This is a genomic window from Bacillus sp. VA13 (assembly GCF_055710085.1).
On record NZ_JBVQPP010000001.1, the window covers coordinates 1,300,754 to 1,327,470 of the forward strand.

Sequence of the window (26,717 nt, forward strand, 5' to 3'; positions counted from 1 at the left end):
TTTATTATTACTATTATTATGCACCATATTAACGGTTTTCTACAAGAAAATCAATTGCTTTGCGAACTTTTAAATCTTCTTTCATCGCGTCAGTAGAACCGATGGCTTGTTTAATATTTTCAACAGGCATGTTGTATGCTTCAGCCATTTTAGTAAGCTCAGCATCAACTTCCTCATCTGTTGCTTCAAGGTTTTCCGCTTTCGCGATCGCCTCAAGAGTCAGGTTAGATTTTACGCGTTTTTCAGCATCTTCTTTCATTTGCTCTTTTAACGCAGCTTCATCTTGGCCTGAGAATTGAGTGTAAAGCTCAAGGTTCATGCCTTGCATTTGCAGACGCTGTTCGAATTCTTTCAGCATGCGGTCAAGCTCAGTGTCAACCATTGCTTGAGGTACATCCATTTCAGCATTTTCAGAAGCTTTCAGTACAAGCTCTTCACGCAATTTAGCGTCAGCTTCGTTTTCTTTTGCTTCTTCTAAACGTTTCTTTGTTTTTTCAGTTAGTTCAGCGAGTGTTTCCACTTCTTCATCGATATCTTTTGCGAACTCATCGTCAAGCTCAGGAAGCTCTTTCGCTTTGATTTCGTGAATTTTCACTTTGAACACAGCCGGTTTGCCTGCAAGCTCTTCAGCGTGATACTCTTCAGGGAATGTCACTTCAACATCCTTCTCAGCACCTGCTTCAAGGCCAACTAACTGCTCTTCGAAGCCAGGGATGAATGAACCAGAACCTACTTCAAGAGAGTAGTTTTCAGCTTTTCCGCCTTCAAATGCTTCGCCGTCAACGAATCCTTCGAAATCAAGAACAACTGTGTTTCCTTCTTCAACAGCGCCTTCTTCTTTCACAACAAGCTCCGCTTGACGCTCTTGAAGCGCTTTGAGTTCGTTTTGAACATCTTCGTCAGTTACAGTTGCATCGTCTTTTTCAACGCCCAGGCCTTTGTAGTCGCCAAGCTTCACTTCAGGTTTTACTGTTACTTTCGCAGTGAAGATTAAGCTTTCGCCTTTTTCGATTTTTTCAACATCGATTTCAGGACGGTCTACAGGCTCGATTCCAGCTTCTTCAACCGCTTTAGGGTATTCTACAGGAAGAAGAATATCCAAAGCATCTTGGTAAAGAGCTTCTACGCCAAAGCGCTGTTCGAATAATCCGCGAGGAATTTTACCTTTACGGAATCCAGGAATTGAAACTTGTTTTACTACTTTTTTAAATGCATCATCAAGTGCTGTTTTAAACGTTTCAGCATCAACTTCAACCGTTAAAACGCCTTCGTTGCCTTCTTGTTTTTCCCATTTTACAGACATGTGTTTCCCTCCAAAAATCTATTCAGGTTGTGTCGGTCTTCCATTCTAAAGCAATCATTCGGCTTCGTCCAACAAAAACAAAGCTGCCAAAGATCAGAATCATTATGTATAGATGTTAATAATGAACTGCAAAGCCTGTCCAACCGTATTTCTTATAACCCGTTATACACAAATACAACCATTATATTATAACATAACACATAGCGCTTTCAACTATATGGCGCGATTTACAAATAAGAAATTTCTTCAATATCTTTTATCATTGTGCACGCTTCATCGAGTTCTCTGTCTGTAAACTCATACATCATATGAAGTTCTTCCCTTTCAATTTCAATTCCGTGCATCTCGTAACCGACTTTATGCAGGGCAGCCGCCCAAAGATCGGCCGACAGCAATTTCGGCTGGAACGGATATAAAACGTACAAATGTCTTCTCCACAGTTCTTCTACTGCCGCATATAATGTTGGATTTTCATTTCCAAGCGTCTCATCCAGCACCCGGAGAACACGGTGTAAAATCGGTGCGGCATCAGGCGGGACAATCTCAGACGGTTCAATTGTCAAAGACTCGCCAAATTTAGTAATGTGCACGGGTTTGCTGTACTCATGCTCGGCCAATAGCATAACAATCATCGTTTTAATAATCGGGTGAGCTGAGGGGTCTTGAAGGATTGTTTTGAGCAGGCCTGTATACTTCGCTATATTGCGGTCTTTTAAGGAATGAATTAAATTCATTTGCTCCTCAGGGCTTGCCAGCACTTTCTCAGTATCAATTGTATCCTCATATTCCTCGGCCCAAGCCTCGTCCTCACGTTCCGGATCGGTCATTTTCCGGCTGAAATCAAGCAGCTTATAAAATTGCTCGGCACTTTCTGCAGGCAGTTGATTTTCTTCCAAAACGGCTTCAATGGTGCTTTTGACTTCTTCGTATTTTTTGAGCTGAATTAAGATGGTCATGTACACCTGCAAAACCGTAAAATAATGGCCATAGCCTTCTTTTAGCATCTTCTCGCAGACGCTTTTTGCCTCTTCCAATTCTCCCAGCTCTAAAAAGCAGATAGCCATCCCTAAGTGAAGATCGGAGTCAGTATCATCATATTTCATCGCTTCCGAAAACAGCTCAAGTGCTTCTTGATACTTTTTTTCCTTTAGTGATGCCATCCCTTTTTCCACAAGACGGTCTTTCAGATGAGGAAAAGGAATAATTTTTGCGTTTTTCTTGTCATGCGTCATACCTATATTCCTTTCAGGCATTTATTTTGTTCAAGTGTATCAACACCTGTGAACAAACACAAGAAATGAAAGGTTTCACAAGGCAAAAAAAGCCGCCGGACAAATGCCGGCTGCTTTTTAGGCTTGAAGCCAAGAGCTTCTTTGTGATTCAAATTGCCTGATTTCATCTTCAAGCAAAAGCGTTAATGAAATTTCATCATAGCCGTTGATGAGCATCTCTTTCCAATGCGGATCAACTTCGAATGAAATTTGATTGCCTTCACTATCATGAATTAGCTGATTTTCAAGGTCAACAGCCATTTGCAATGACTGGTTTTCATACTGGCCGACAAGCTTTTTCCAATTGTCATATGGCATGCGGATCGGCAGCATACCGTTTTTAAAGCAGTTCTGGTGAAAAATATCAGCAAATGAAGGTGCAATGATAATTTTAAACCCATAATCATCAAGCGCCCACGGAGCGTGTTCACGCGATGACCCGCAGCCGAAATTTTCTCCTGCTATTAAAATGGAAGCGCCTTGATAAGCAGGCTGGTTTAATTCAAATTCAGGGTTCGGTTCACCTTTCTCATCATATCTCCAGTCAAAGAATGCAAAACGGCCGTAGCCTGTTCTTTCAATCCTCTTCAAAAATTGTTTAGGAATAATCTGGTCTGTGTCAACATTGATTCGATTTAATACGGCTGCTTTACCCGTATGTGTTTTCAAAGGTTCCATCTCGCGCACTCCTTACACAACTGTTTTTTCCTGATAAAACTTTCTGACATCAATGAAGTGTCCGTGAATGGCAGCCATCGCAGCCATTGCCGGGCTGACGAGATGTGTTCTTGCACCTTTTCCTTGTCTGCCCTCGAAGTTGCGGTTAGAGGTTGACGCACAGCGCTCTCCCTCAGGAACAACATCATTATTCATGCTCAAACACATGCTGCAGCCTGACTCTCTCCATTCAAATCCAGCTTCCAAGAAAACCTGGTCAAGCCCTTCTTTTTCAGCCTGAAGCTTCACGCTTTGGGATCCGGGAACGACGATGGCTCTTACGCTATCAGCTACCTTCTTCCCTTTGATCATATCAGCAGCCTGGCGAAGGTCAGTCATGCGAGAATTTGTGCAGGAACCGATAAACACGTGCTCCACTTTAATGTCTTCAATTTTCTGATGAGGGGTCAGTCCCATATATTCATAAGCGCGAATCGCTTCTTTTTTGTCATCTTCTGCGGAAAAGCTTTCCGGCGCAGGAACTTCTGAATCGACAGGAAGAACCATTCCCGGGTTGATGCCCCATGTCACCATCGGAGAAATTTCGTTGCCGTCAAGGACGATAGATTTATCGTAAACAGCGCCCCGATCTGTGCGCAGCGCCTTCCATTCCTCTACGGCCTTGTCAAATTCTTCGCCTTTTGGCGTATACTTGCGGTTTTTGCAATATTCAAATGTCACCTCGTCAGGTGCAATCAAACCTGCTCTTGCCCCTGCTTCAATTGACATGTTACAAACGGTCATTCGTTCATCCATCGTCATATTTCTGAATACTTCCCCAGTGTATTCAATGACATAGCCAGTGCCGAATTTCACCCCGTATTTGCCGATGACAGCAAGAATGACATCCTTTGCCGTTACCCCTTTTTGAAGTGTTCCGTCTACGCGCACTTCAAGTGTTTTCGGACGTTGCTGCCAAAGTGTCTGTGTGGAAAGGACATGTTCAACTTCACTCGTCCCGATTCCGAATGCAAGAGCGCCGAATGCGCCATGGGTTGATGTATGGCTATCGCCGCATACAATCGTTTTCCCTGGAAGCGTTAAGCCCAGTTCAGGACCGACGACATGGACAATCCCTTGATCTACACTATGAAGATCAGCAAGGCGCACACCAAATTCTTCACAGTTTCGTTCAAGCGCGGTCACTTGGCGTTTCGCAACTTCATCCTTTATCTCAAAACGATTGACGGTCGGGATGTTGTGGTCCATTGTCGCAAACGTGTTCTGGGGTCTTCGGACCTTTCTTCCCTTTTGTCTCAACCCTTCAAATGCCTGAGGAGACGTGACCTCATGAATAAGATGCAAATCAATATAGAGAAGATCCGGTTTTCCCCCACCATGTTTTACAATATGCTGATCCCAAATCTTTTCGATGATTGTTCGAGGCATCATCTTTTATTTCCTCCCTCTACCTATGAACTAAGACCGCTTAACGTAAGCTGTCACATATTAGAAATTGTATTTTCACTCATGATCGCTGCCTTGACTTCCTCTGTGATGGCATGAGTGCTGCTAAACTCTTCGCCTCGCGCCAAGTCTCTTGTTCTTTTTCCGGAAGTTAAGACTTTGTTAACCGCATCTTCTACAGCTTTCGCTTCCTCTTCAAGGCCGAAAGATGTTCTCAAAAGCATTGCCGCTGACAATATGGCCGCAAACGGATTTGCCATCCCTTTACCGGCTATGTCAGGCGCGGAACCATGAACAGGCTCAAACAGATGAAGACCTGAACTTGATAGGCTGGCTGACGGGAGCATTCCAAGTGAGCCTGTAAGCATGGACGCTTCATCGCTTAAAATATCACCGAACATGTTTTCAGTCACCACGACATCAAATTGATTCGGTGCATAAATCAGCTGCATGGCCGCGTTATCCACAAGCATGTGCTCTAGCTTCACATCAGGAAAGTCTTTTGCAACGTCCTCAGCCACTTCACGCCACAGTCTGCTTGATTCAAGAACGTTCGCTTTATCAACGGAGGTTACCTTGCCTTTTCTGGCTGCCGCCATTTTAAAGCCCTCTCTGATCACGCGTTCAATTTCCGTCCGCTTATAAAACAGTGTGTCTACTGCTTCCTGCTCACCTTCAGTGTTTACATAGCGTTTGCTCGGCTGGCCGAAATATAAGCCGCCTGTCAGCTCACGGACGATAACGAAATCAACGTTATCTATATATTCTTTTTTCAAAGGTGATGCGTCAGATAGGCTTTCAAACACCTTCACAGGCCGCAAATTCGCAAACAAATCAAGCTGTTTTCTGATGCTGAGCAGACCTTTTTCCGGTCTCAACTCCGAAGGATTTTGATCCCATTTCGGTCCGCCGACAGCGCCAAGCAATATAGCGTCGGCATTTTTACAAGCGGCAACGGTTTCCTCCGGGAGGGGGTTGTTATGTTCATCAATCGCCGCCCCTCCAATCAGGCCATATTCAAATTCAAATTCATGATTAAAGCGTTCGGCAACACTTTTCAGTACGTCTGTCGCTGATTCTAATACTTCAGGGCCGATCCCGTCTCCGGGCAATAGAGCAATACGTTTCTTCAAGTTATCCGTTCTCCTTTCTTTTATGATCCGACAGCTGTATGGTTTTTAAGTCCGCTCATATTCGATTGGAAAACCAATTGACGGTTGACTGCGTTCAAATAGGCTTTCGCTGATGCTTCTAATACGTCTTGCGCTATGCCCCGCCCTGCTGATTCTTTTCCGTTCACCAAAACTCTTACATACACCTGGGCAAATGCGTCTTCGCCTTTTCTATTAGACTGAATGCGGTAGTCCAAAAGCTCCACGTCTTTATCGATGCAGCGCTCAAGCGTGTTGTAGATCGCTTCCACGCTTCCCGCTCCAGTTGCCGCTTCCTGAATAAGCTCTGCGTTTTCTTGGTTTCTCAAAGAAAGTGTAGCTGTAGGAACCTGACTTGTTCCGTAATGCACTTGCAAAGAAAGAAATTCATACCCAATCTTGCGGTCTGTTACTTTTTCTTCTAAAATAAGAGAAACAAGATCCTCATCAGTGATTTCTTTTTTCTTCTCAGTCAACTCTTTGAACATCGTAAAAAATTTATTAATCTCTTCACTTTCAAATTGGAATCCTAAAGCAGTCAGCCGGTCTTTAAATGCGTGGCGTCCGGAATGTTTCCCTAGGACAAGCGCATCTGCTGTTACACCGACAAGTTCCGGTGAAATAATTTCATAAGTCGATTTTTCTTTTAAGAAGCCGTCCTGGTGGATGCCTGATTCATGAGCAAAGGCATTATCGCCTACAACCGCTTTATTGCGCGGAACAGCCATACCTGTCAGCTTGCTTACTAAATCGCTTGTTCGCTTAATCTCGTTCAATGTAATGCCTGTTTCAACTTGATAGAAATCTTTTCTGATATGGAGGGCAACGGCAATTTCCTCTAATGCCGCGTTTCCGGCTCTTTCACCGATTCCGTTCACAGCGCATTCGATTTGATCAGCGCCATTTTCAATCGCAGCAAGAGAGTTTGCGACTGCCATTCCCAAATCATCATGACAGTGGGCCGAAAGCTTTGCTTGGTGAATGTTCGGAACGTTTTCCTTCATATATTTAAAGATATTTCCGTATTCCGCTGGAGCCAAGTAGCCGACCGTGTCCGGAAGATTGATAACACTGGCGCCTGCGTCAATGACTTTCTCGACGATTTCCGCTAAAAACGGCAGTTCAGTCCGGCAGGCATCTTCAGCTGACCATTGCACAACCGGAAAGCGCTCTTTTGCGTATTTCACCATTTCAACTGCTCTTGCAATCACTTGCTCACGAGTCATTTTCAGCTTGTGTTTCAAATGAATGTCCGACGTGGCGATAAATACGTGAATTCTCGGATGAGCACCGTCCTTTAACGCTTCCCAAGCAGCATCAATATCACCTTTTACGCAACGGGCAAGACCAGTTACTGAACAATTTTTAATGGTTCTTGCAATTTCCTGAACAGCTAAAAAGTCACCTCGGGACGAAGCGGGAAACCCCGCTTCAATGATATCTGCCCCGAGTCTTTCGAGCTGCTTTGCTATGGCAAGTTTCTCCTGGGTATTTAAGTTCACGCCAGGGGACTGTTCACCATCACGAAGCGTCGTGTCGAAAAAATTAATTTTGCGCAACGGAGACCACCGCTTCCTTCTTCTTGCCTTGTTTCACAAATGGCATCATTTCACGAAGCTTTCTTCCAACAACTTCGATTTGATGTTCGTTTTCGCTCGCATTGATGGCGTTGAAACGAGGACGGTTTACTTGGTTTTCAACGATCCACTCTTTTGCGAATGTACCGTTTTGAATATCTTTTAATACTTCTTTCATAGATTCTTTTACTTTAGCATCAACAACGCGAGGTCCTGATACGAAATCTCCCCACTGCGCTGTGTCAGAGATTGAATATCTCATTCCCGCCAAGCCTTCTTCGTACATAAGGTCTACGATTAATTTCAGCTCGTGAAGACACTCAAAGTATGCAAGTTCAGGCTGATAACCTGCTTCAGTTAATGTTTCAAATCCAGCTTTTACCAGCGAGCTCAATCCGCCGCAAAGAACTGCTTGCTCACCGAACAAATCTGTTTCTGTTTCTTCTTTAAATGTCGTTTCCAAAACGCCCGCTCTTGCGCCGCCGATTCCTTTTGCATATGCAAGGGCTTTGTCTCTTGCTTCTCCAGTCACATCTTGATAAATCGCGAACAATGCCGGTACGCCAGCTCCTTGCTCATATGTTCTTCTTACCAAGTGTCCCGGACCTTTAGGCGCTACCAAGAATACATCTACATCCGCAGGAGGAACAATTTGATGGAAATGAACGTTAAATCCGTGAGCGAACACCAATGATTTTCCAGCTGTCAATTCATCTTTGATTTCAGCTTCGTATACTTTTTGCTGCTGTTCATCCGGAAGCAGAACCATGATGATTTCAGCTTGAGCTGCCGCTTCTTTTACTGAAAATACTTTATGTCCGTCTTCTTGGGCTTGAGTGAAAGATTTTCCTTGTCTAACACCAACGATTACGTCAACTCCGCTTTCTTTAAGGTTCAGGGCATGTGCGTGACCTTGCGACCCGTATCCGATAACTGCTACTGTTTTTCCAGCCAATACGTTCTCTTTGATATCACCGTTATAATATACTTTTACCATTTCAAATCTCTCCCTTGTTATGTTTTATACAATAGATATTGTTTTATTGGATGACGCCTTTTGCTGGGTTCCCCTCGCAAAAGCCGTTGTACCTGTTCTCGCGATTTCTTTAATGCCATAAGGTTTTAACAATTCAATAAGCGCTTCAATTTTGTTAGATTCGCCTGTCACCTGAACAACGATGCTATCTCTGCTGACATCAACGACAGAGGCTCTGAACGGTTCTATGATTCCATTAATCTCTGATCTCGTTGACGGTGCGGATACGACCTTGATTAAGGCCAGCTCCCTCTGGACAATCGATTGATTCGTGATGTCGGTGACCTTCAGCACATCAATCTGTTTGTTGAGCTGTTTTGTCAACTGTTCAACATCATTTTCTCCTTCAACGTGAACGACAAAGGTGATTCTGGAAACGCCGGTTGTTTCTGTGTGTCCAACTGTAATGCTTTCAATGTTGTAATGTCTTTTAGTGAATAGACCGGTGATCCGGTTTAACACGCCGGAACGGTTCACCACAGTCAATGTGATAATTCTTTTCAAGGTTTCACCCCCACCATTTCATGCAGCCCTTTCCCCGGAGCCACCATCGGAAATACTTTTTCTTCGCTGGCAACCCGCACGTCAATGACAACCGGTTCTTTTGATGTTAATGCCTCTTCCAGCTTATCTTTCACTTCTGCTTCTGATGAAATTCTAATGCCTTTAATGCTGTATGCTTCTGACAATTTGACGAAGTCAGGCTGAGAAGCAAATTTAGATTCTGAATAGCGTTCTTCATAGAAAATTTCTTGCCACTGTCTGACCATTCCGAGACAAGCGTTATTTAAAATCACGACTTTGACCGGAAGATTCAATTCGCGAATGACATCGAGTTCTTGGAGCGTCATTTGAAAACCACCGTCTCCGAGAACCGCGACTACAGTAGCATCTCTATCTGCAAGCTGTGCACCGATCGCTGCCGGAAGGCCGAATCCCATCGTTCCAAGTCCGCCTGATGTGACCCATTTATCTGCTTTCTGGAACGGATAAAATTGCGCTGACCACATTTGATGCTGGCCGACATCCGTTGCGATAATCGCCTCGCCTTTTGTAAATTGATGAATATATTCAATCAATTTCTGAGGTTTAAAGCCTTCTTCTTCATTATCCACGTACCAGAGCGGGTACTCTTCTTTCCATTTGGCGAGCTTTTTTTTCCATTCGCTTGAATTGCTTTGCCTGCCGTCTTGTTTGATCAGCTCCTGCAGGACAATTTTGCTGTCTCCTACTACAGGAATCTGTGTTTTCATGATTTTTCCGATTTCAGCCGGATCAATATCGATGTGGGCAATCTTTGCGTTTCTTGCAAAGTGCTTCAGGTTTCCTGTGACGCGGTCATCAAAACGTGCGCCGATACTAATTAAAAGATCGCAATCATGAAGGGCCATATTGGCTGTGTAAGTACCGTGCATTCCCGCCATCCCCAGGAAAAGCGGATGGTCAGCCGGGAAGCCTCCGAGCCCCAAAAGGGTGTGTGCCACAGGGATTTGCTGCTGTTCTGCATAATTTTTTAATTCTTCTGACGCTTTTCCGTGCAGTACGCCCGCACCCGCCAGGATCACCGGTTTCTTTGCACTGCTCACGGCTTCTACAAGCTTGCGGATCTGCAAATAATTCGGCTCTGTTGTCGGCTGGTAGCCCGGGAGATTCATCTCATGATCGTAACTGAATTCTCCTTCAATTGTTGCTACATCTTTCGGAATATCAATCAAGACAGGTCCGGGCCTTCCGGTTGTTGCAATATGGAACGCTTCTTTAATGATGCGCGGCAGATCTTCCGGCTGGCGAACTTGGTAGCTGTGTTTTGTCACCGGCATCGTAATCCCTAAAATGTCCGCTTCCTGAAATGCATCGCTCCCGATAACAGAGGTTGCTACCTGCCCGGTAAAAACGACTAATGGCAATGAATCAATCATGGCATCCGCAAGGCCTGTAACAAGGTTTGTCGCTCCCGGGCCTGACGTGGCGATGACGACACCCGGTTTTCCAGATACTCTTGCGTATCCTTCCGCCGCATGGATCGCACCTTGTTCGTGACGGGGAAGGATATGTACCATCCCTGAATTGTAAAGCTTATCGTAAATCGGAAGCACAGCCCCGCCCGGATAACCGAAAATCATTTCTACTTTCTCTTTTTTTAATGATTCAATCAGCATTAATGCTCCGCTCATCGTCTGTGTACATTTGGCAGATGCTGAATCCACCTGTACATTAGTCCCCATTTTAGTTCCTCCTTTTGGATTTTCATCCTCTAAAGATCAATCTTTTTATTAGCTTTATAGCTGATTATTCAATAAAAAAAGCCCTTCCGCCCACAATCAGCCGCGCAGTGAATGCGATAGCTAAAAGGGGCGAAAAGGCTCTTCTTTCCGCGGTACCACCCTTGTTTACAGCCTGTTAAACCGGCCGTCTCATGGATATTTCTATCCGCTTTAATAACGAGTGAATCAAGTTCACCCGGCCAAGTCCTACTATCATTTCAGACTGGCACTCTGAGGCGAGTTCACCTTGTAAAGCTTCGCCGGTTCTCAGCTAACCCGGTTCTCTGTGGAAAGCTTTATCAAGGCTACTTATCCTCATCTGCGCTTTTCATATTCAGTCTCCGGAACAGCTTAGAGCTGTTCAAGGAGGTCGTTTGTTTTTTCACTTTTCAGAATCATATTGCGATCATTTTTGCTTGTGAAGCTTGCGTTTATCTTTTGTTGAACTCATATTACGCCGCTTTGGACGCAGTGTCAACAGCATTTTTTAAAATTATTAGACAATTTTGATTAATCAATCTATATTGTATACGCTTTCATTATTGATGCATAAGGAATCGCAAATGTTAAAAGTTTTTATAATTTTTTCATTAATCTATCAAGGATACACCAGAATTTTTCAATATCATATAAACATGTCATATTTTATAACATTCTATCATTTGGATATAGGTTGCAACCTGACAGATCGCCTTGCAAACCCTTTTAATTCGGATAGGCACTTCCATTATTCCTCCGGCATACATTGATGGTATCTTGCAAAGAAAAGGTGATACAATGAATAAATCATTAGCAGATATGCAAGGATTCCCCGCAGGCTTTCCCAGCTTTCCGCAACCGTATTACCCTACTGCCCCTGCCTTTTACCAGCAAAGCCATCAGCCATTCGGAGGCTATGGATACGGTCAGCCGTACAGCCAGGCATACAGCCCGATAAGCACTCCCTCTGCTATGTACTCCTCCTATCCATATGCTTCAGGATTTTACGGGCAGCAATTTGCAGGTGCTGGCTATAGCGGCCATGGCGGCGGTTTCAGTATCCCGGCGACACACGCCGGCGGATTCGGCGGAGCAGGCGCACACGGAGGCTTTAGATATTAACGAAGACCCAGGGCCGAACATCTATTTCGGCCCTTTTTTGCTTTGAAACGTCTTTCACAAATCATATCATTCCAAAGAATGATCTATACTGTCAGATTTTCTGTCTTTATATTTGGAAACAGGATGAAATATGATTAAGATGAAATGAAAATATGTTCTGCAAACCTGCAAGTTTTTGAGGAGGAATAGAATTGTATATAAAAATAGATGATGTAACTGGACAACAGGTGATCTCACTTGTGAATGAGCATTTACATAGCATGACACTCATGTCCCCGCCAGAAAGCATCCATGCCTTAGGTTTAGAAAGGCTGCGAGGGCCTGAAATCACATTTTGGAGTGCCTGGGAGGGTGATGAACTAGCCGGCTGCGGAGCGCTTAAAGAACTGGACAGCCGGCACGGAGAAATCAAATCAATGCGCACGTCTGCATCCCATTTAAGAAAAGGCGTTGCCAAACAAGTTCTTCAGCACATCATAGAGGAGGCTGCAAAGCGAGGCTATGAGCGGCTAAGCTTAGAAACGGGTTCAATGGCTTCATTTGAGCCGGCAAGAAAATTGTATGAAAGCTTCGGTTTTCAGTACTGTGAACCGTTTGCAGACTATGTTGAAGATCCAAACAGTGTGTTTATGACGAAGAAGCTGTGAGGCATTTTTATAGGGTAGATAAGTGCAGAGAGCATTCTGTCTTGTCTATCCTTTTTTATTTTCACACACCTAATTCGCGTGTATGAAACACACCCGGTGTTTTCAATTTTGTTTATTTTAAAGAGCAGCGGGAATTAAAAACGACATGAACGATAAAATGCAAAATTGATAAAGGAGGAGATTAATATGAAAAGTATAGTTGGTGTATACGAAACTCCGCAGGAAACCATTGCAGCGATTGAAGGCTTGTTAACAAAAGGCTATGATTCTGACGACATCTCTGTTGTGACAAGCCGGCGAGATACAGATTATCTTGAAACACGCACAGGAACAGAAGTCAATCAGGCCATCGATGCACGTGAGGGCGAATCTGAATCTTTTTTCGATAAACTAAAAGATTATTTCACAATGGATGATACCGCCGCACACAGCAAAGCATTATCCGATTTGGATATCACCACTAACGAAATAGACAAGTACCAAGAAGATTTGGATGACGGCAAACTCCTTGTGGCCGTTGAGACAGATGCAGATGTAAATGCTCCTATCGATAACGGCAATGCCCTTTCAGGCGGCTTTTCAAGCACAAATGAAACGGCGGATTATACAACGAAAGAAGAAAAAACAATGCCGCTGCGGGAAGAACAGCTGAAAGTCGACAAGGAAGACGTTCAAACCGGCGAAGTAGAGATAGGAAAAGAAGTGAAAACAGAACAAAGAGATATGGACATCCCGGTGAGACACGATGAAATTTATGTCGAACGCCGCCCAGTGGATGAAAACACAGCGGACGCTTCTCCTGTAAACGATGCAGAAACTGTCAGAGTTCCAATCGTTGAGGAAAAGCTGGAAGTGACTAAAAAACCGGTTGTCACTGATGAAGTGGTTGTCGGTAAACGCACTGTTGAAGAAAATGAGCATGTTTCTGAAACTGTGAAAAAAGAAGAACCTCGTCTGAATAAAGAAGGAAAAGTTGACGGCTTGGATGATGATACGTTAAATAACAAATGAAAATCATAAGCCGACAACAAAAAAACCTCAAATCCATTTAGGATTTGAGGTTTTTCTTTTGGTACGTCCCAGGAGAGATTCGAACTCCCGACCGACGGCTTAGAAGGCCGTTGCTCTATCCAGCTGAGCTACTGGGACATGTTTTGTTTTTTTGTTTTTCGCTTTAACTATCAGCGACAAGATTTATTATATATGGGATGCAACAATAAGTCAACGGTTTTTTTAGAATTTTTTTCATGAGGAAGAAAAATTTCTTCCTCATGTGATATTTCATAGGGTTACACGGTGTTGCAAATCAATGATTTCATCGCCTGCTTGGTTATAAAAACGCACTGTTGCTGTATCATTTTCTAAAGACAGTATAGCATAGCTTTCAGTCCTGCGCACCCTCGGAAGCCGGATGCTGCCTGGGTTAATCAGCAGTTTTCCGCGCAGCACTTCGCTTCCCGCGATGTGTGAATGCCCGAAACAGATAATATCCGCTCCGAGCTCCTCTGCACGATAGTATACGTTTAACAAGGTCTGTTTTATACCGTGAAGGTGGCCGTGCGTGACCAGTATTTTTTTTGAACCGGCAGTCAGAAGAAGCTCGTCCTTAAAATCGCCTACAAAATCGCAATTGCCTTTTACAACCGCATAAGGATTTAATGCCGGATGCCCTGTTTCAAGCTCAGAGTCTCCGCAATGAATCATGAGATCAACTTCTGCTTCATGCCGTTTCGCAATGGTTTGGAGTTCTTCTTTAAGCCCATGGCTGTCACTGATAATCAGCACGTTCATGTACAAGCTTCCTCCTTATGCCTCCAAAAGCTTAGACAGCTTTTTAAGCGCGTCAGCCCTATGGCTGATTTTATTTTTTTCATCACTTGTCAGTTCGGCCATTGTCTTATCTTTATCTTTCACAATAAAGATCGGGTCATAGCCAAAGCCGTATTCTCCTCTCGGTTCTTCAGCAATATACCCTTCAACATGGCCTTCGACAGTTTTTGTTTCCTCACCGGGGATACTCACAGCCAGCGCGCACCGGAAACGGGCCGTGCGCTGTTCTTTTTCGATTCCTTTCAGCTCACTGAGCACTTTATCGATATTTGCCTGGTCGTCTTTCTGTTCTCCTGCATAGCGTGCGGAATAAACGCCGGGTCTGCCCCCAAGGTTATCGACGGACAGACCGGAGTCGTCCGCAATCACCATTTTGTTCACTGCTTTGGCAACAGCTTCAGCTTTTAAAATGGCATTTTCTTCAAACGTATGGCCTGTTTCCTCAATTTCTTCTGTGAATCCAATTTCAGCTAAAGATTTGACATCATAGCCTTTTGGCTCAAGGATTTCTTTGAATTCCTTCACTTTTCCCGGATTATGTGTCGCAATAATTGCTTCTTTCATGATGATCAAGCCTTTCTGTCTTTATTTCAGTTCTGGCAGAGAATCACCCAGCACTTCTTTTTGCTTGTCAATCAGTTCCTGAATGCCTTTTTCTGCAAGACCGAGAAGACCGTTCAGATCCTCCCTTGAAAAAGTCGCCTCTTCCCCGGTTCCCTGCAGCTCTACAAAACGTCCGCTGCCAGTCATAATGACATTCATGTCAACTTCAGCGGAGGAATCTTCTTCATAATTTAAATCTAACAAAATTCCCTGTTCCTTATCAATTCCGACAGAGATCGCAGCAAGAAAATCAGTGATCGGATTTGTCTTGATCGTTCCCGCTTTGATCAGCTTGCCAATCGCAATCGCCATAGCAAGAAATGCGCCTGTAATCGAAGCGGTTCTTGTCCCGCCATCGGCCTGAATGACATCACAGTCAATCCAAATCGTCCGTTCACCGAGCTTTTCTAAATCTACGACTGCCCGAAGCGCGCGGCCGATCAGGCGTTGAATCTCCATTGTTCTGCCGGAAATTTTCCCCTTAGAAGATTCTCTGATTGTTCTTTGGTTTGTTGCCCGAGGCAGCATGCTGTATTCAGCTGTAATCCAGCCTTTTCCTCCGCCCCGCAAAAATGGCGGCACGCGATCCTCAACAGACGCGTTGCAGATTACTTTTGTATTTCCTGCTGTTATTAGAACAGAACCTTCCGGATGGCTGATAAAATCCAAATCGAATGTGATTGGACGCAGCTCATCATATTGTCTTCCGTCATGTCTCATGTTTTACCTCCGATTGTATGTACATAAACCATTTTTGTCCCGGAATTGAATAAAGAAAGAGGCAGCCGGAACGCTAACCTCTTTCTTTCTAGTATATCAAAAATCCCAATTTAAAAACTACCCGTATTCACTTGAGAAGGTCTGGAGACCGGTTCTGTGAGCTTTTCGCCTTTTTCATTTACAAGCTCTGATTTCCCGTTTACTTTAACAGAGACACTTTTTACCTCCGGTTGCTCCGTTAACGTCAGCACAATGCTATTCAGCACTTCTGAAGAAATCATTTTCGTCTTTTCATCGGCGCTGCCGAATATAGATTGATTGAAATCTAACGTCACCCGTCCGTCTTTGATTTTCGGTTTGCTGACCAGCTTTACATCTTCACTGAAGTCTGTTAACAGCCCGCTCACCTTGCTTGGGCCTTTAGCCAATTCATTGATCGCTGCTGTGATGTCGTCTTTTTCCGAATTGTCGATCCGTTTCGTCACCGGCACGTAGTACTCACTGTCTTCGTTTTCCGCCAAATAATAAACTGTGAGCGGATGTGTTGCAGTGAGATCATTTACGCCAGATGTTTCCATATTAATTCCGTCTTTTCGGCTTAAATCATCTGAGATCGGCGTGCCGCCTACAGGCATCTCCTTCAGTTCATGGCCGTTTATTCTCAGCTTCACTTTATCTATCGAACTGAATTGCGTAAGCGTCCATGTCACAGATTGAACGATTTTCTGTTCGTCTTCCTTCTTATAATTTTTAAATTCACTAGAGAAATCAGCTATTGCTGTCCCATCTTTTTTGATGTCAACGTTAACGGTTGTGTCAGCCGGCAATACGGCTCTGAAGCCATTCGGAAGAATTTCTGACACAGGTCCGCCCTGAACGAGGTATTCAAGCGCCTGTTTGGCCGTGCCTTCACTTTTCGGAAGGGGCAGCGTTTGGGCAACGACATACCCGTTTTTATCAATGAGATAAAGCTCCCTCATGACTGTAGATGAGGCTTGATCCGCTTTGGCGGTATCGTTTTTTTCACTTTCTGTTTTTTCGGCTGCTGTTGTATTTGAATTGGCCCCCGCTTCATCGTTCACGTATGTAACGTCTTGAGGCGGATCAATTTCCTCGGCTGCCTTATCAGATTGAAACAAACCGCATCCGGATAAAAGCAAGGCAGAGGTGAGACAAGTGGCACCAATGACTGCAGGTCCTTTTTTCAGCATACTTTTCCCTCCTAAGGCTGTTTGTACTATTATGTATACGAGCCTTATTAGGAAATAGACCGAAGAATTCCGGCAAAACAGAAAAAAACCCGCAACATGCTGTTGCGGGGAAAACTATCTTCTAATCGGTTCTTGCAGTGAGATGCATTCCACATAGCCCACCTCATGGCCAAACCAGTCATCTGCAATTTTTGCAAACTGATCACGTGCTCCTGTTGTCAGGAACTGATGATCCGGAACAATCGGAGACTGGTTCAGCAGCCCTTTATATGAGAGAATCGTGCTGACTTCCCTTGCTGTTTCATCGCCGGACGAAATAATGTTTACGTGCTCTCCCATATATCTCTGAATGGATTCTTTTAAAATAGGATAGTGGGTGCAGCCTAAAATCAGCGAATCAATCGATGTGTCTTTTAACGGGTACAGCGATGTTTTGACAATCTCGTCTGCTGTTTTGTCAAGAAACTTCCCGCTTTCCACAAAAGGCACAAGCAGCGGGCAGGCAAGGTTCTCAACCTTCAGATCAGGATTTAATGCCAAAAGCGCCTCTTCGTACGCATTGCTCTTAATCGTATTCTCTGTACCGATGACACCGATATGCTGATTTTCTGTTACTTTTATCGCTGCTCTCGCACCCGGCTGGATCACTCCGACCACAGGTATACCGACACTGCGCTGGATGTCTTCCAATGCGATCGCTGTTGCTGTGTTGCAGGCGATCACGAGCATTTTGATGTGGTGGTTTTCGAGTAAATAATTCGTCAGCTCCCACGTATATTGAAGCACTTCTTCTTCAGGGCGCGGCCCGTATGGACACCGTTTCGTATCCCCGACGTAGATAATATTTTCTTTTGGTAGCTGTCTCATGATTTCCTTTGCAACGGTTAAACCGCCAACCCCGGAATCAATGACTCCTATTGGTTGTTCCAACAAAATCGCCTCATTTTCTCTTCATTTCATGCTGCAGTTTCATCAATGATTTTTCGAAGATGGCTATTTCTTCATCTGTAAACGTTTCGAACATATCACGCAGATATTCCTGCCTTTTGGTAATGACCTCTTGGATAATCCGTTCTCCTTCTGGCAGCAAATGTATCCGAACAACGCGTCTGTCCGCCGGGTCCTTGACCCGCTCAACAAGCTTATTTTTTTGCATGCGGTCGATTAAGTCCGTTGTCGTGCTGCATGCCAGATACATTTTGCCCGATAGTTCGCCGATTGTCATATCTCCTAATTCATAAAGCCATTGCAGGCCGACAAATTGCGGCGGCGTAATCGCATATTGGTTAAGGATTTCTCGTCCTTTTTGCTTAATGATCGCGGCAATGTGGCGGAGTGACTTTTCAATATCCGCAACATGCTCCAAAGGTTTTGATGTCATTTGTCCATCCCTCACTCAAGGATCTCTTACGCTCAAAAGCGTTCCGTGTCTATTTTCCTTCTTTTTTGAAGAAAATGCAAGACTCGCTGGAGAGAAATAGAGGACTTTAGGCAAACAACATCAAATAGAAAAATTTGTTTTACGCCTTGCCATCCAAGTTTTGCACAGCATTCCAAATATGGTTTCGAACGTTCCAAACAAACAGCAATAACCGGCTCCTTCCTAAAAAGAAGGAATACCGGCAAGGATTAAAGCTCTAGCTCACCCATTCTAAGAAGCTCAACAACGGCTTGCGAACGCCCTTTCACACCCAATTTCTGCATGGCATTTGAAATATGGTTTCGAACGGTTTTCTCACTGATAAATAGCTCGCTTGCAATCTCCTTTGTTGTCTTATCTTGAACGAGCAATTCGAACACTTCTCTTTCTCTTTTCGTTAGCAGCGGCTTCGATTGAAATTCTTTCTCCTTCAAGTATTGTAACCCTCCTTGCTAAGGTGAGAGCGAATCAGAAACGAATGGGTTTTGATATAGTCGAGATATCATATGTAAGAAGGGCACAGGAGGTGACGTTTACAAGAGAATTAGTTTATGGTGTATGGAGAAGCGTTTCTTTCTCCTCATCCGTCCAGCTGACAGCCTTGCCGCTTTCCTTTGAGACTTGGACCATCACAACTGCTCCAGTAAAGCAGGGCTCGCCATTGCGGTTCTCTCCGAGATAATGCAAGGTAAGGGATGAGCTGCCGACGGCACTTGTTTTCACATAGATGCGCAGCTCTTCATAAGGCATGACTTGGCGCAAATAATCGCATTGCTGGCTTGCCACGACTGTCATGGTCTGTTTGTTTTCATTCATCATATTCAGCTTTTTAAAATAAGAAATCCGCGCCTCCTCAAAGTATATGAAAGGGACTACATTATTCATATGGCCAAACATGTCCGTCTCGGAAAAACGCACGGATACTTCATTAAAAAAAGAAAAGGACTCTTTCCATTCTTGAAACGGCTCATCAATATAAGCGGGAAGCTTCATCTTTATTCATCTCCTTATTGTTAAAAAAACCTCTCCCATGCGGAAGAGGTTGTTTCTTCTTATACTCTGTCGCTTCCGAAGAAATTGCGGAACGCTTGTAAGTTTGTATCTCTGTTTAAGGCTGCAATGGAAGTAGTGAGCGGGATGCCTTTCGGACAGGATTGAACGCAGTTTTGCGAGTTGCCGCAATCTGCAAGGCCGCCTTCATCCATCAGTGCTTCTAATCGGTCAGATTTATTCATGGCGCCTGTCGGATGTGCGTTAAACAGGCGGACCTGAGACATCGGTGCCGGCCCCATGAACTTCGATTTGCTGTTCACATTCGGGCAGGCCTCGAGGCAGACGCCGCACGTCATGCATTTTGATAATTCATATGCCCATTGACGGCGTTTTTCCGGCATTCTCGGTCCCGGTCCTAAATCGTACGTGCCGTCAATCGGTATCCACGCTTTTACCTTTTTCAATGAATCAAACATTCTGCTCCGGTCAACCTGCAAATCACGCACGACTGGGAATGTTTTCATTGGTTTTAAGCGGATCGGCTGTTCAAGCTGATCGATAAGTGCCGTACAAGACTGGCGAGGCTTTCCGTTTATGACCATTGAACATGCGCCGCATACTTCTTCAAGACAGTTCATATCCCATGTGACAGGGGTTGTCTTTTCACCTTTCACGTTAACCGGATTCCGGCGAATTTCCATCAGGGCGGAAATGACGTTCAGGTTCGGGCGGTATGGAACCTCAAATTCTTCATCGTAAGGCGTGCTGTCAGCTGTATCTTGACGTGTGATAATAAATCGTATGGTTTTTTGTTCACTCATGATTATTTCGCCACCTTCTTCTTCGAGTAATCCCGCTTCCGAGGCGTTATCAGTGATACATCGACATCCTGATACTCAAATTCCGGCGCTTCATACGGGCTTACATGTTTAGCCATTGTTGTTTTGAGCCATTCATCATCATTACGTTCAGGATAATCCGGTTTATAATGGGCGCCCCGGCTTTCATTGCGGTTGTATGCGCCAAGGGTAATCACCCTTGCAAGCTGAAGCATGTTCGAGAACTGGCGTGTGAACATTGCCCCCTGGTTGCTCCATTTTGTTGTGTCATTGATGTTGATCTTTTTAAATCGCTCCATTAATTCCTGAATTTTGTCATCCGTTTTCAAAAGCTTGTCGTTATGGCGGACAACTGTGACGTTCGCCGTCATCCACTCACCAAGCTCTTTGTGAAGAACATAGGCATTTTCGGTTCCGTCCATACTCATAATCTCAGCCCATTTTTCTTCTTCTTTTTTAACGTGAGCGTCAAATAAAGATGAGGACATGTCTTCTGCTGAAGATTCTAAGCCGTTTACATATTTCACCGCATTCGGTCCGGCCACCATTCCTCCGTAAATCGCGGAGAGCAGAGAGTTTGCCCCCAAGCGGTTGCCGCCGTGCATAGAGTAATCACATTCCCCGGCTGCAAACAGTCCCGGGATGTTTGTCATTTGATCGTAATCCACCCATAAACCGCCCATAGAATAATGGACCGCCGGGAAGATTTTCATCGGAAGCTTCCGCGGGTCGTCTCCCATGAATTTCTCATAAATCTCAATGATGCCGCCAAGCTTGATATCAAGCTCTTTCGGATCTTTATGAGACAGATCGAGATACACCATGTTTTCGCCGTTAATGCCGAGCTTCTGGTTGACGCATACATCAAATATTTCGCGTGTCGCAATATCACGCGGCACCAGGTTTCCATAAGCCGGATATTTTTCCTCTAAGAAATACCACGGCTTACCGTCTTTATATGTCCACACGCGACCGCCTTCACCGCGCGCTGATTCACTCATCAGTCTTAGTTTGTCATCGCCCGGTATGGCTGTCGGGTGGATTTGAATGAATTCTCCGTTTGCATAATACGCTCCCTGCTGATAAACGATCGACGCAGCAGACCCTGTATTAATCATGGAGTTAGTCGATTTCCCAAAAATGATTCCCGGTCCGCCCGTCGCCATGATGACAGCGTCTGAACGGAAGGATTCAATTTGCATGTTTGTCAGGTTTTGCGCAACAATTCCGCGGCAGGTTCTGTCATCATCTAATACAGCGCCAAGGAATTCCCAGCCTTCGTATTTTGTAACCAGACCCGCAACTTCGTATCTGCGCACTTGCTCGTCCAGTGCGTAAAGCAGCTGCTGTCCCGTCGTCGCACCCGCATAAGCTGTTCTGTGGTGCTGTGTACCCCCGAATCGGCGGAAATCAAGCAGCCCTTCAGGCGTCCGGTTAAACATGACGCCCATCCGGTCTAATAAGTGGATGATAGAAGGCGCCGCTTCACACATCGCTTTAACCGGCGGCTGGTTTGCAAGAAAGTCTCCTCCGTATACAGTGTCATCAAAATGTTCCCACGGAGAGTCACCTTCCCCTTTTGTATTGACCGCTCCGTTTATGCCGCCTTGCGCACAAACCGAATGAGAACGTTTGACAGGAACGATGGAAAACAGCTTAACCGCCATTCCTGATTCCGCTGCTTTAATTGTCGCCATGAGGCCGGCAAGACCCCCGCCGACTACGATAATGCTTGATTGACTCATGATAGCCCCTCTCCCTCTAGTAATCTAGTACTCTTAAACAAATGCAAAAATCGCTTTTAAGCCTACGTAAGACAGTGCAACAAAAATAATCAGCGTAACGTAAGTCGAAATTCTTTGAGAACGAGGCGTTACCGTGATGCCCCATGTAACAGCGAAAGACCATAAACCGTTCGAGAAGTGGAAAATTGTTGATAAAACACCGACAATGTAAAAGCCAAGCATAGCCGGAGAGCTCAAAATATTCGCCATCATGTCGAAATTGACCTCAGCGCCCATTTGTGCGGCAATACGGGTTTCCCACACGTGCCAGCTCACGAAAATGAGGGTGATGATACCGGTTACACGCTGCAGGACGAAGAGCCAGTTTCTCATATAGCTGTATTGACCTGCGTTATTTTTTGCAGTAAACGCTATGTACACACCATAAACTGCATGATAAATTAATGGTAAGAAGATAATAAAAATTTCCAAGGCATACCTGAAAGGCAGACTATCCATAAAATGAGCAGCACTATTGAATGCTTCAGCGCCCCTTGCGGCAAACTGGTTGACGACTAAATGCTGAATGAGAAAGATGCCGACCGGTATGACGCCAAGCAAGGAATGCAATCTTCGAAAATAAAACTCTCTGTTCCCAGACATTACTTTACCCCCTGTTTGATAAGTGCGAAATGTGCTAAATCTCTTCCCCCACTTCTTTCAATTGTAAGCACTTTATTAAGATTTATTGACAATTTCATTTTACTCCTCCCTCAAAAGGGCGTCAAGAAAACGCGTACATAAATTATAATTTTCCGAATTGAATAGTTGATTTAAAAATTTTATTTTATCAATATATGTTTCTGTTTAATTTTTCATAAGAATTATAGGATCATTCTGTAATCCTCCCCCCTGTTTGGGCTATAATATACCAAGGAGAGAGGGGAGACAGATATGAAGTCTAAATTTGAAGCATCTATTGACAACCTAAAAGAAATTGAAATGAATGCCTATGCCTACGAACTAATACGAGAGATCGTTCTCCCAGATATGCTTGGCCAAGATTACTCTTCCATGATGTATTGGGCTGGGAAACATCTCGCCCGTAAGTTTCCTCTTGAATCATGGGAGGAATTTCCGGCCTTCTTTGAAGAAGCGGGCTGGGGAACCCTCACCAACGTAAGCGCTAAAAAACAGGAGCTTGAATTTGAACTTGAAGGGCCGATCGTTTCCAACCGGCTTAAACATCAGAAAGAACCATGCTTTCAGCTGGAGGCTGGTTTTATTGCTGAACAAATTCAATTGATGAATGACCAGATTGCCGAATCATATGAACAAGTGAAAAAGAGAGCCGATAAGGTGGTTCTGACTGTGAAATGGGATATGAAAGACCCAGTGTAATCAAAAAGGCGGTGACTATATAGTCCCGCCTTTTTGATTGTCATTACACAGCTGAAGGGTGTTTTGAAAGCTCAAATGCATCGTGCAGCGCTTCAACTGCTTTCACCATGTCATTTTCACTTACGACTGTTGATACTTTGATTTCAGATGTGCTGACCATTTTGATTAAAATGTTTTTTTCCGCCAGTACAGCAAACATTTCAGCTGCTACACCAGGATTTGAGACCATGCCGGATCCAACAATGGATACTTTAGCCAATTTGCTTTCTGTCTCGATTTTCTCGAATTCAAGCGCGTCTTTATACTCTTCAAGCACCGCAACGGTTTGGTCTGCGTCTTCTGTTTTAACTGAGAAGGAAATTCCGGTCTGATGGTCTCCGGCCTGCGTTTGGATAATGATATCGACGTTAATGTTTCTTTTGGCAAGTGTTGTAAAGATAGTAGACAGGGTTGTCAGGCCGCTAGTCAGACCGTAAATGGTTACTCTTGTGATTTGATCTTCGAACGCAATGCCTCTGACAATTAAATTTTGCTCCATGGATGATTCCTCCTCAATTAATGTTCCCGCTTCTGTTTCTGTACTTGAACGCACTTCTAACGGCACTTGGTAATTTTTCGCGAATTCAACGGCTCTCGGATGAAGAACGCCGGCGCCCAAATTGGCAAGCTCAAGCATTTCATCGTATGAGATGCCGGCAAGTTTTCTCGCTGATTTCACATAGCGCGGATCGGTTGTAAACACTCCGGGCACGTCCGTGTATATGTCACATTTATCCGCTTTTAATGCGGCAGCCAAAGCGACTGCTGTTGTGTCTGAACCGCCCCGGCCCAATGTCGTGATTTCGCAATCCTCTGCCATGCCTTGGAATCCTGCCACAATGACAATCTTTCCTTGCTCAAGCTGGTCTGCTAAAACCGAAGTGTCGATATCTGTAATTCTGGCGTTTCCGTGAACGGCTTCCGTGCGGATTCCCGCCTGCCAGCCAGTATAGGACACAGCGTCATAGCCTTTTTCCTGCAGCGCCATTGAAAGCAGGGAAATGGTGACCTGCTCGCCCGTCGCCAGCAGCATATCCATTTCGCGTTTGCTCGGCTGGTCAGAAATTGCTTTTGCAAGGCCGACCAATTCGTCAGTGGATTTTCCCATAGCTGAAACGACAACAACGACTTGATGGCCCTTCTGCTTTTCTGAAATCGCGCGGTTTGCCGCATTTTGAATTTTTTCGACTGAGCCGACGGAAGTACCTCCGAATTTTTGTACAATAAGACCCATGTATTACCACCCTTTACATTTTGGTTCGTGCGGGTGAGGAGAAAGAGCGCTTTGTCCACAATAAAAAAAGCAATGAGAGGAATGCTCTCATTGCTTATCAATTAATCATCATAAATGATTATGAACAACGAGATAGCCCTCCAAGAAAATGATTTCTTGACAGCCCTACATTTATTCAATGCACGGCCAGCAAATAATACCGATGGGGTTTTATTTGCTTCGGCGACGCTCCCCTTTCAGCCTTTTTCACAGAATCCATCTTTCTCCAAAGGCTTACTCTTGAAGTTCGCACCTCTATCTTCACCATATAACACGATCTAACTATGAAATTAGTTCACATTTTATCAGATCTTTTTTAAAAGGACAACATTATTTTTGCAATTTGTCGTAAAGCAGCTGAGCAGCCGCTGCGGGAACACCCGCTTTTTGGATGTCCTCAAGGCTTGCTTCCTTCATTTTTTTAACCGAACCGAAATGCTTTAACAGCATTTTCTTTCTTTTCTCTCCGATACCCGGGATGTCGTCCAATACGGATTGAAACGCGCTTTTTCCGCGGATTTGCCTGTGAAAACTGATCGCAAAACGGTGCACCTCGTCCTGAATGCGCTGCAGGAGATAAAATTCCTGACTGTTTCGTTCCAGATACACCGTCTCCAGCGGATCTCCGATTAATAAATTTGAAGTTCTGTGTTTTTCGTCTTTGGCTAAACCGGCGATCGGGATATCCAAGCCGAGTTCATTTTCAATGACATCCCTTGCAGCGTTGATCTGCCCTTTTCCTCCGTCAATGATGATCAGATCAGGCAGCGGCAGATTTTCGCGAAGCACTCTCGTATAGCGCCTCCTAACAACCTCTCTCATTGAGCCGTAATCATCCGGTCCCGTAACGGTTTTGATTTTATATTTGCGGTATTCCTTTTTGTTCGGTTTGCCGTCGATAAACACGATCATCGCGGAAACCGGGTTTGTCCCCTGTATGTTTGAGTTATCAAACGCTTCAATTCTGTGCGGGGTATAAATATTCAATGCTTCACCAAGTTTATGGACAGCCCCGATTGAGCGCTCCTCGTCCCGTTCGATTAAGGAGAATTTTTCTTTCAGCGCGATTTTCGCGTTTTTATGGGCCAGCATAAGCAGTTCTTTTTTCGAGCCTTTTTTCGGCTGATGGACGTTTGTTTCCAGCAGCTGCTCGATCATGGATTGATCAACGCTGTCCGGAACTAAAATTTCCTTTGGAAGAAAGTGGTTGTTTTTTGAATAGAACTGCCCGATGAACGTAAGAAACTCTTCATCTGCTTCCTGATAGAGCGGGAACATGCTGACATCGCGTTCAATGAGCTTTCCTTGGCGGATAAAAAAGACCTGTACGCACATCCAGCCCTTATCATATGCGTACGCGAATACGTCACGGTCGACTAGATCGTTCATCGTCATTTTTTGTTTTTCCATCGTTGATTCAATATGGGCGATTTGGTCACGAAGCTCTTTTGCCCGTTCAAACTCAAGATTCTCAGCAGCCTCATGCATTTTCTCTTCAAGCTCTTTTTTGACCTCATTATAGCCGCCCTTTAAGAAACGGGTAATGCTCTCAACCAGTTCTCTGTTCGTCTCTTCGGAAATATCCTTTACGCACGGAGCGAGACATTGGCCCAGATGATAGTAGAGGCACACTCTGTCCGGCAGCTTGGAGCATTTTCTGAGAGGGTACAGACGGTCGAGCAGTTTTTTTGTTTCCCTTGCGGCCTGTACATTCGGGTACGGCCCGAAATAGCGCCCTTTGTCTTTTTTGACATTGCGGGTGACAATCAGCCTTGGGTGGCGTTCATGGGTGAGTTTTATGAAAGGATAGGTTTTGTCGTCTTTCAGCATGACGTTGTATTTCGGATCATGCTTTTTGATCAAGTTCATTTCTAAAATAAGCGCTTCAAGATTGGAGGACGTCACGATATATTCAAAATCCTCGATTTCCGTCACAAGCCTTTGTGTTTTCGCATCGTGAGAACCGGTGAAGTAGGAGCGCACTCTGTTTTTCAGCACTTTTGCTTTTCCTACGTAGATCACAGTCTGCTGCCGGTCCTTCATGAGATAACACCCGGGCTGATCGGGAAGGAGGGCGAGTTTTTCTTTCAGTTGTTTGTTCATATATTACCCTTCCTTATGTTTAATCCTTTGTTTCCAGTTTAACACGAACGTTTGTTTTTCTCTATGCTTCACGATTGGCGAATAAAA

The 26,717-nt window shown here is 44.5% G+C and carries 26 protein-coding genes, 1 tRNA gene, 1 riboswitch and 1 other annotated feature; of the genes, 4 read left to right on the top strand and 23 right to left on the bottom strand.

Annotated features, from left to right (window positions below; translation table 11 throughout):
* Positions 1–28 precede the first annotated feature (28 nt).
* The 9 genes from tig to ilvB form a co-directional block, all read right to left on the bottom strand.
* A complete protein-coding gene (gene tig, locus AC0C66_RS06780; RefSeq protein ID WP_088679383.1) occupies positions 29–1,303 on the bottom strand; it encodes a trigger factor in 1,275 nt (424 codons plus the stop codon).
* Positions 1,304–1,530: 227 nt separating this feature from the next.
* Entirely contained in the window at positions 1,531–2,535 is a 1,005-nt protein-coding gene (gene ddcA / locus AC0C66_RS06785) for a DNA damage checkpoint antagonist DdcA (RefSeq protein WP_088679384.1), read from the bottom strand.
* Positions 2,536–2,652: 117 nt separating this feature from the next.
* A complete protein-coding gene (gene leuD / locus AC0C66_RS06790; protein WP_088679385.1) occupies positions 2,653–3,252 on the bottom strand; it encodes a 3-isopropylmalate dehydratase small subunit in 600 nt (199 codons plus the stop codon).
* 12 nt (positions 3,253–3,264) lie between these two features.
* The gene (gene leuC, locus AC0C66_RS06795; protein ID WP_072566640.1) at positions 3,265–4,683 is read right to left on the bottom strand and encodes a 3-isopropylmalate dehydratase large subunit; all 1,419 of its coding nucleotides are present in this window, start codon (positions 4,681–4,683) and stop codon (positions 3,265–3,267) included.
* 50 nt (positions 4,684–4,733) lie between these two features.
* Positions 4,734–5,831, bottom strand: a complete 1,098-nt coding sequence (gene leuB, locus AC0C66_RS06800; protein ID WP_014114681.1) for a 3-isopropylmalate dehydrogenase — start codon at positions 5,829–5,831, stop codon at positions 4,734–4,736.
* A gap of 20 nt (positions 5,832–5,851) precedes the next feature.
* Positions 5,852–7,408 (bottom strand): 2-isopropylmalate synthase, encoded by a 1,557-nt coding sequence (locus AC0C66_RS06805; protein ID WP_079288060.1) that lies wholly within the window; start codon positions 7,406–7,408, stop codon positions 5,852–5,854.
* Complete coding sequence (gene ilvC, locus AC0C66_RS06810; RefSeq protein WP_072182697.1) at positions 7,395–8,423, bottom strand: ketol-acid reductoisomerase; 1,029 nt, start codon at positions 8,421–8,423, stop codon at positions 7,395–7,397. The genes AC0C66_RS06805 and ilvC overlap by 14 nt, the downstream gene beginning before the upstream one ends.
* A gap of 24 nt (positions 8,424–8,447) precedes the next feature.
* Entirely contained in the window at positions 8,448–8,966 is a 519-nt protein-coding gene (gene ilvN, locus AC0C66_RS06815) for an acetolactate synthase small subunit (RefSeq protein WP_003222543.1), read from the bottom strand.
* Complete coding sequence (ilvB, locus tag AC0C66_RS06820; protein ID WP_072182698.1) at positions 8,963–10,687, bottom strand: acetolactate synthase large subunit; 1,725 nt, start codon at positions 10,685–10,687, stop codon at positions 8,963–8,965. Before ilvB ends, ilvN begins: the two co-directional genes overlap by 4 nt.
* A 122-nt stretch (positions 10,688–10,809) precedes the next feature.
* Positions 10,810–11,057: a binding site (T-box leader), on the bottom strand.
* A gap of 446 nt (positions 11,058–11,503) precedes the next feature.
* Between ilvB and AC0C66_RS06825 the strand changes: the two genes are divergently transcribed.
* The 3 genes from AC0C66_RS06825 (at position 11,504) to AC0C66_RS06835 (ending at position 13,485) form a co-directional block, all read left to right on the top strand.
* Positions 11,504–11,827: a hypothetical protein gene (locus tag AC0C66_RS06825; RefSeq protein WP_014114685.1), complete on the top strand. Its 324-nt coding sequence runs from the start codon at positions 11,504–11,506 to the stop codon at positions 11,825–11,827.
* Positions 11,828–12,018: 191 nt separating this feature from the next.
* Positions 12,019–12,474, top strand: coding sequence for a GNAT family N-acetyltransferase (locus tag AC0C66_RS06830; protein ID WP_072182699.1), 456 nt, complete (start codon positions 12,019–12,021; stop codon positions 12,472–12,474).
* A 186-nt stretch (positions 12,475–12,660) separates the two neighbouring features.
* Positions 12,661–13,485 (top strand): YsnF/AvaK domain-containing protein, encoded by an 825-nt coding sequence (locus tag AC0C66_RS06835; RefSeq protein ID WP_072566646.1) that lies wholly within the window; start codon positions 12,661–12,663, stop codon positions 13,483–13,485.
* 64 nt (positions 13,486–13,549) lie between these two features.
* Here AC0C66_RS06835 and AC0C66_RS06840 read toward each other — a convergent pair.
* The 12 genes from AC0C66_RS06840 to sdhC all read right to left on the bottom strand — a co-directional run bounded on the left by AC0C66_RS06840 (position 13,550) and on the right by sdhC (position 22,477).
* Positions 13,550–13,623 (bottom strand) — tRNA-Arg (locus AC0C66_RS06840).
* Positions 13,624–13,755: 132 nt separating this feature from the next.
* Positions 13,756–14,265: a metallophosphoesterase gene (locus tag AC0C66_RS06845; RefSeq protein WP_088679386.1), complete on the bottom strand. Its 510-nt coding sequence runs from the start codon at positions 14,263–14,265 to the stop codon at positions 13,756–13,758.
* Positions 14,266–14,280: 15 nt separating this feature from the next.
* Complete coding sequence (locus tag AC0C66_RS06850) at positions 14,281–14,877, bottom strand: XTP/dITP diphosphatase (protein WP_072182702.1); 597 nt, start codon at positions 14,875–14,877, stop codon at positions 14,281–14,283.
* A gap of 12 nt (positions 14,878–14,889) precedes the next feature.
* Positions 14,890–15,627 carry a ribonuclease PH gene (gene rph, locus AC0C66_RS06855; RefSeq protein WP_088679387.1) on the bottom strand — a complete coding sequence of 246 codons (738 nt, stop codon included), beginning with the start codon at positions 15,625–15,627 and terminating at the stop codon, positions 14,890–14,892.
* A 110-nt stretch (positions 15,628–15,737) separates the two neighbouring features.
* Positions 15,738–16,838 (bottom strand): spore germination protein GerM, encoded by a 1,101-nt coding sequence (gerM, locus tag AC0C66_RS06860; protein WP_061186715.1) that lies wholly within the window; start codon positions 16,836–16,838, stop codon positions 15,738–15,740.
* Positions 16,839–16,952: 114 nt separating this feature from the next.
* Entirely contained in the window at positions 16,953–17,771 is an 819-nt protein-coding gene (gene racE / locus AC0C66_RS06865; RefSeq protein ID WP_072182703.1) for a glutamate racemase, read from the bottom strand.
* A gap of 7 nt (positions 17,772–17,778) precedes the next feature.
* Positions 17,779–18,219, bottom strand: a complete 441-nt coding sequence (locus AC0C66_RS06870; RefSeq protein ID WP_014114692.1) for a MarR family winged helix-turn-helix transcriptional regulator — start codon at positions 18,217–18,219, stop codon at positions 17,779–17,781.
* Between the two features lie 248 nt (positions 18,220–18,467).
* The gene (gerE, locus tag AC0C66_RS06875; RefSeq protein ID WP_003184172.1) at positions 18,468–18,692 is read right to left on the bottom strand and encodes a spore germination transcription factor GerE; all 225 of its coding nucleotides are present in this window, start codon (positions 18,690–18,692) and stop codon (positions 18,468–18,470) included.
* A 115-nt stretch (positions 18,693–18,807) separates the two neighbouring features.
* Positions 18,808–19,251: an acyl-CoA thioesterase gene (locus AC0C66_RS06880; RefSeq protein ID WP_014114693.1), complete on the bottom strand. Its 444-nt coding sequence runs from the start codon at positions 19,249–19,251 to the stop codon at positions 18,808–18,810.
* Between the two features lie 59 nt (positions 19,252–19,310).
* Positions 19,311–20,072: a succinate dehydrogenase iron-sulfur subunit gene (gene sdhB, locus AC0C66_RS06885; RefSeq protein ID WP_003222517.1), complete on the bottom strand. Its 762-nt coding sequence runs from the start codon at positions 20,070–20,072 to the stop codon at positions 19,311–19,313.
* A 2-nt stretch (positions 20,073–20,074) separates the two neighbouring features.
* Complete coding sequence (sdhA, locus tag AC0C66_RS06890) at positions 20,075–21,835, bottom strand: succinate dehydrogenase flavoprotein subunit (RefSeq protein ID WP_041338046.1); 1,761 nt, start codon at positions 21,833–21,835, stop codon at positions 20,075–20,077.
* A gap of 33 nt (positions 21,836–21,868) precedes the next feature.
* On the bottom strand, positions 21,869–22,477 hold the full coding sequence (gene sdhC / locus AC0C66_RS06895; RefSeq protein WP_003222512.1) for a succinate dehydrogenase cytochrome B558: 609 nt from the start codon (positions 22,475–22,477) through the stop codon (positions 21,869–21,871).
* 291 nt (positions 22,478–22,768) lie between these two features.
* Between sdhC and AC0C66_RS06900 the strand changes: the two genes are divergently transcribed.
* The gene (locus AC0C66_RS06900; RefSeq protein WP_014114695.1) at positions 22,769–23,215 is read left to right on the top strand and encodes a YslB family protein; all 447 of its coding nucleotides are present in this window, start codon (positions 22,769–22,771) and stop codon (positions 23,213–23,215) included.
* Between the two features lie 43 nt (positions 23,216–23,258).
* Here the strand turns inward: AC0C66_RS06900 and AC0C66_RS06905 are convergent, their stop codons facing one another.
* Complete coding sequence (locus tag AC0C66_RS06905) at positions 23,259–24,488, bottom strand: aspartate kinase (RefSeq protein WP_061186718.1); 1,230 nt, start codon at positions 24,486–24,488, stop codon at positions 23,259–23,261.
* 125 nt (positions 24,489–24,613) lie between these two features.
* A riboswitch (Lysine riboswitch) is annotated at positions 24,614–24,793 on the bottom strand.
* A 64-nt stretch (positions 24,794–24,857) separates the two neighbouring features.
* On the bottom strand, positions 24,858–26,630 hold the full coding sequence (uvrC, locus tag AC0C66_RS06910; protein ID WP_014114699.1) for an excinuclease ABC subunit UvrC: 1,773 nt from the start codon (positions 26,628–26,630) through the stop codon (positions 24,858–24,860).
* Positions 26,631–26,717: the final 87 nt, after the last annotated feature.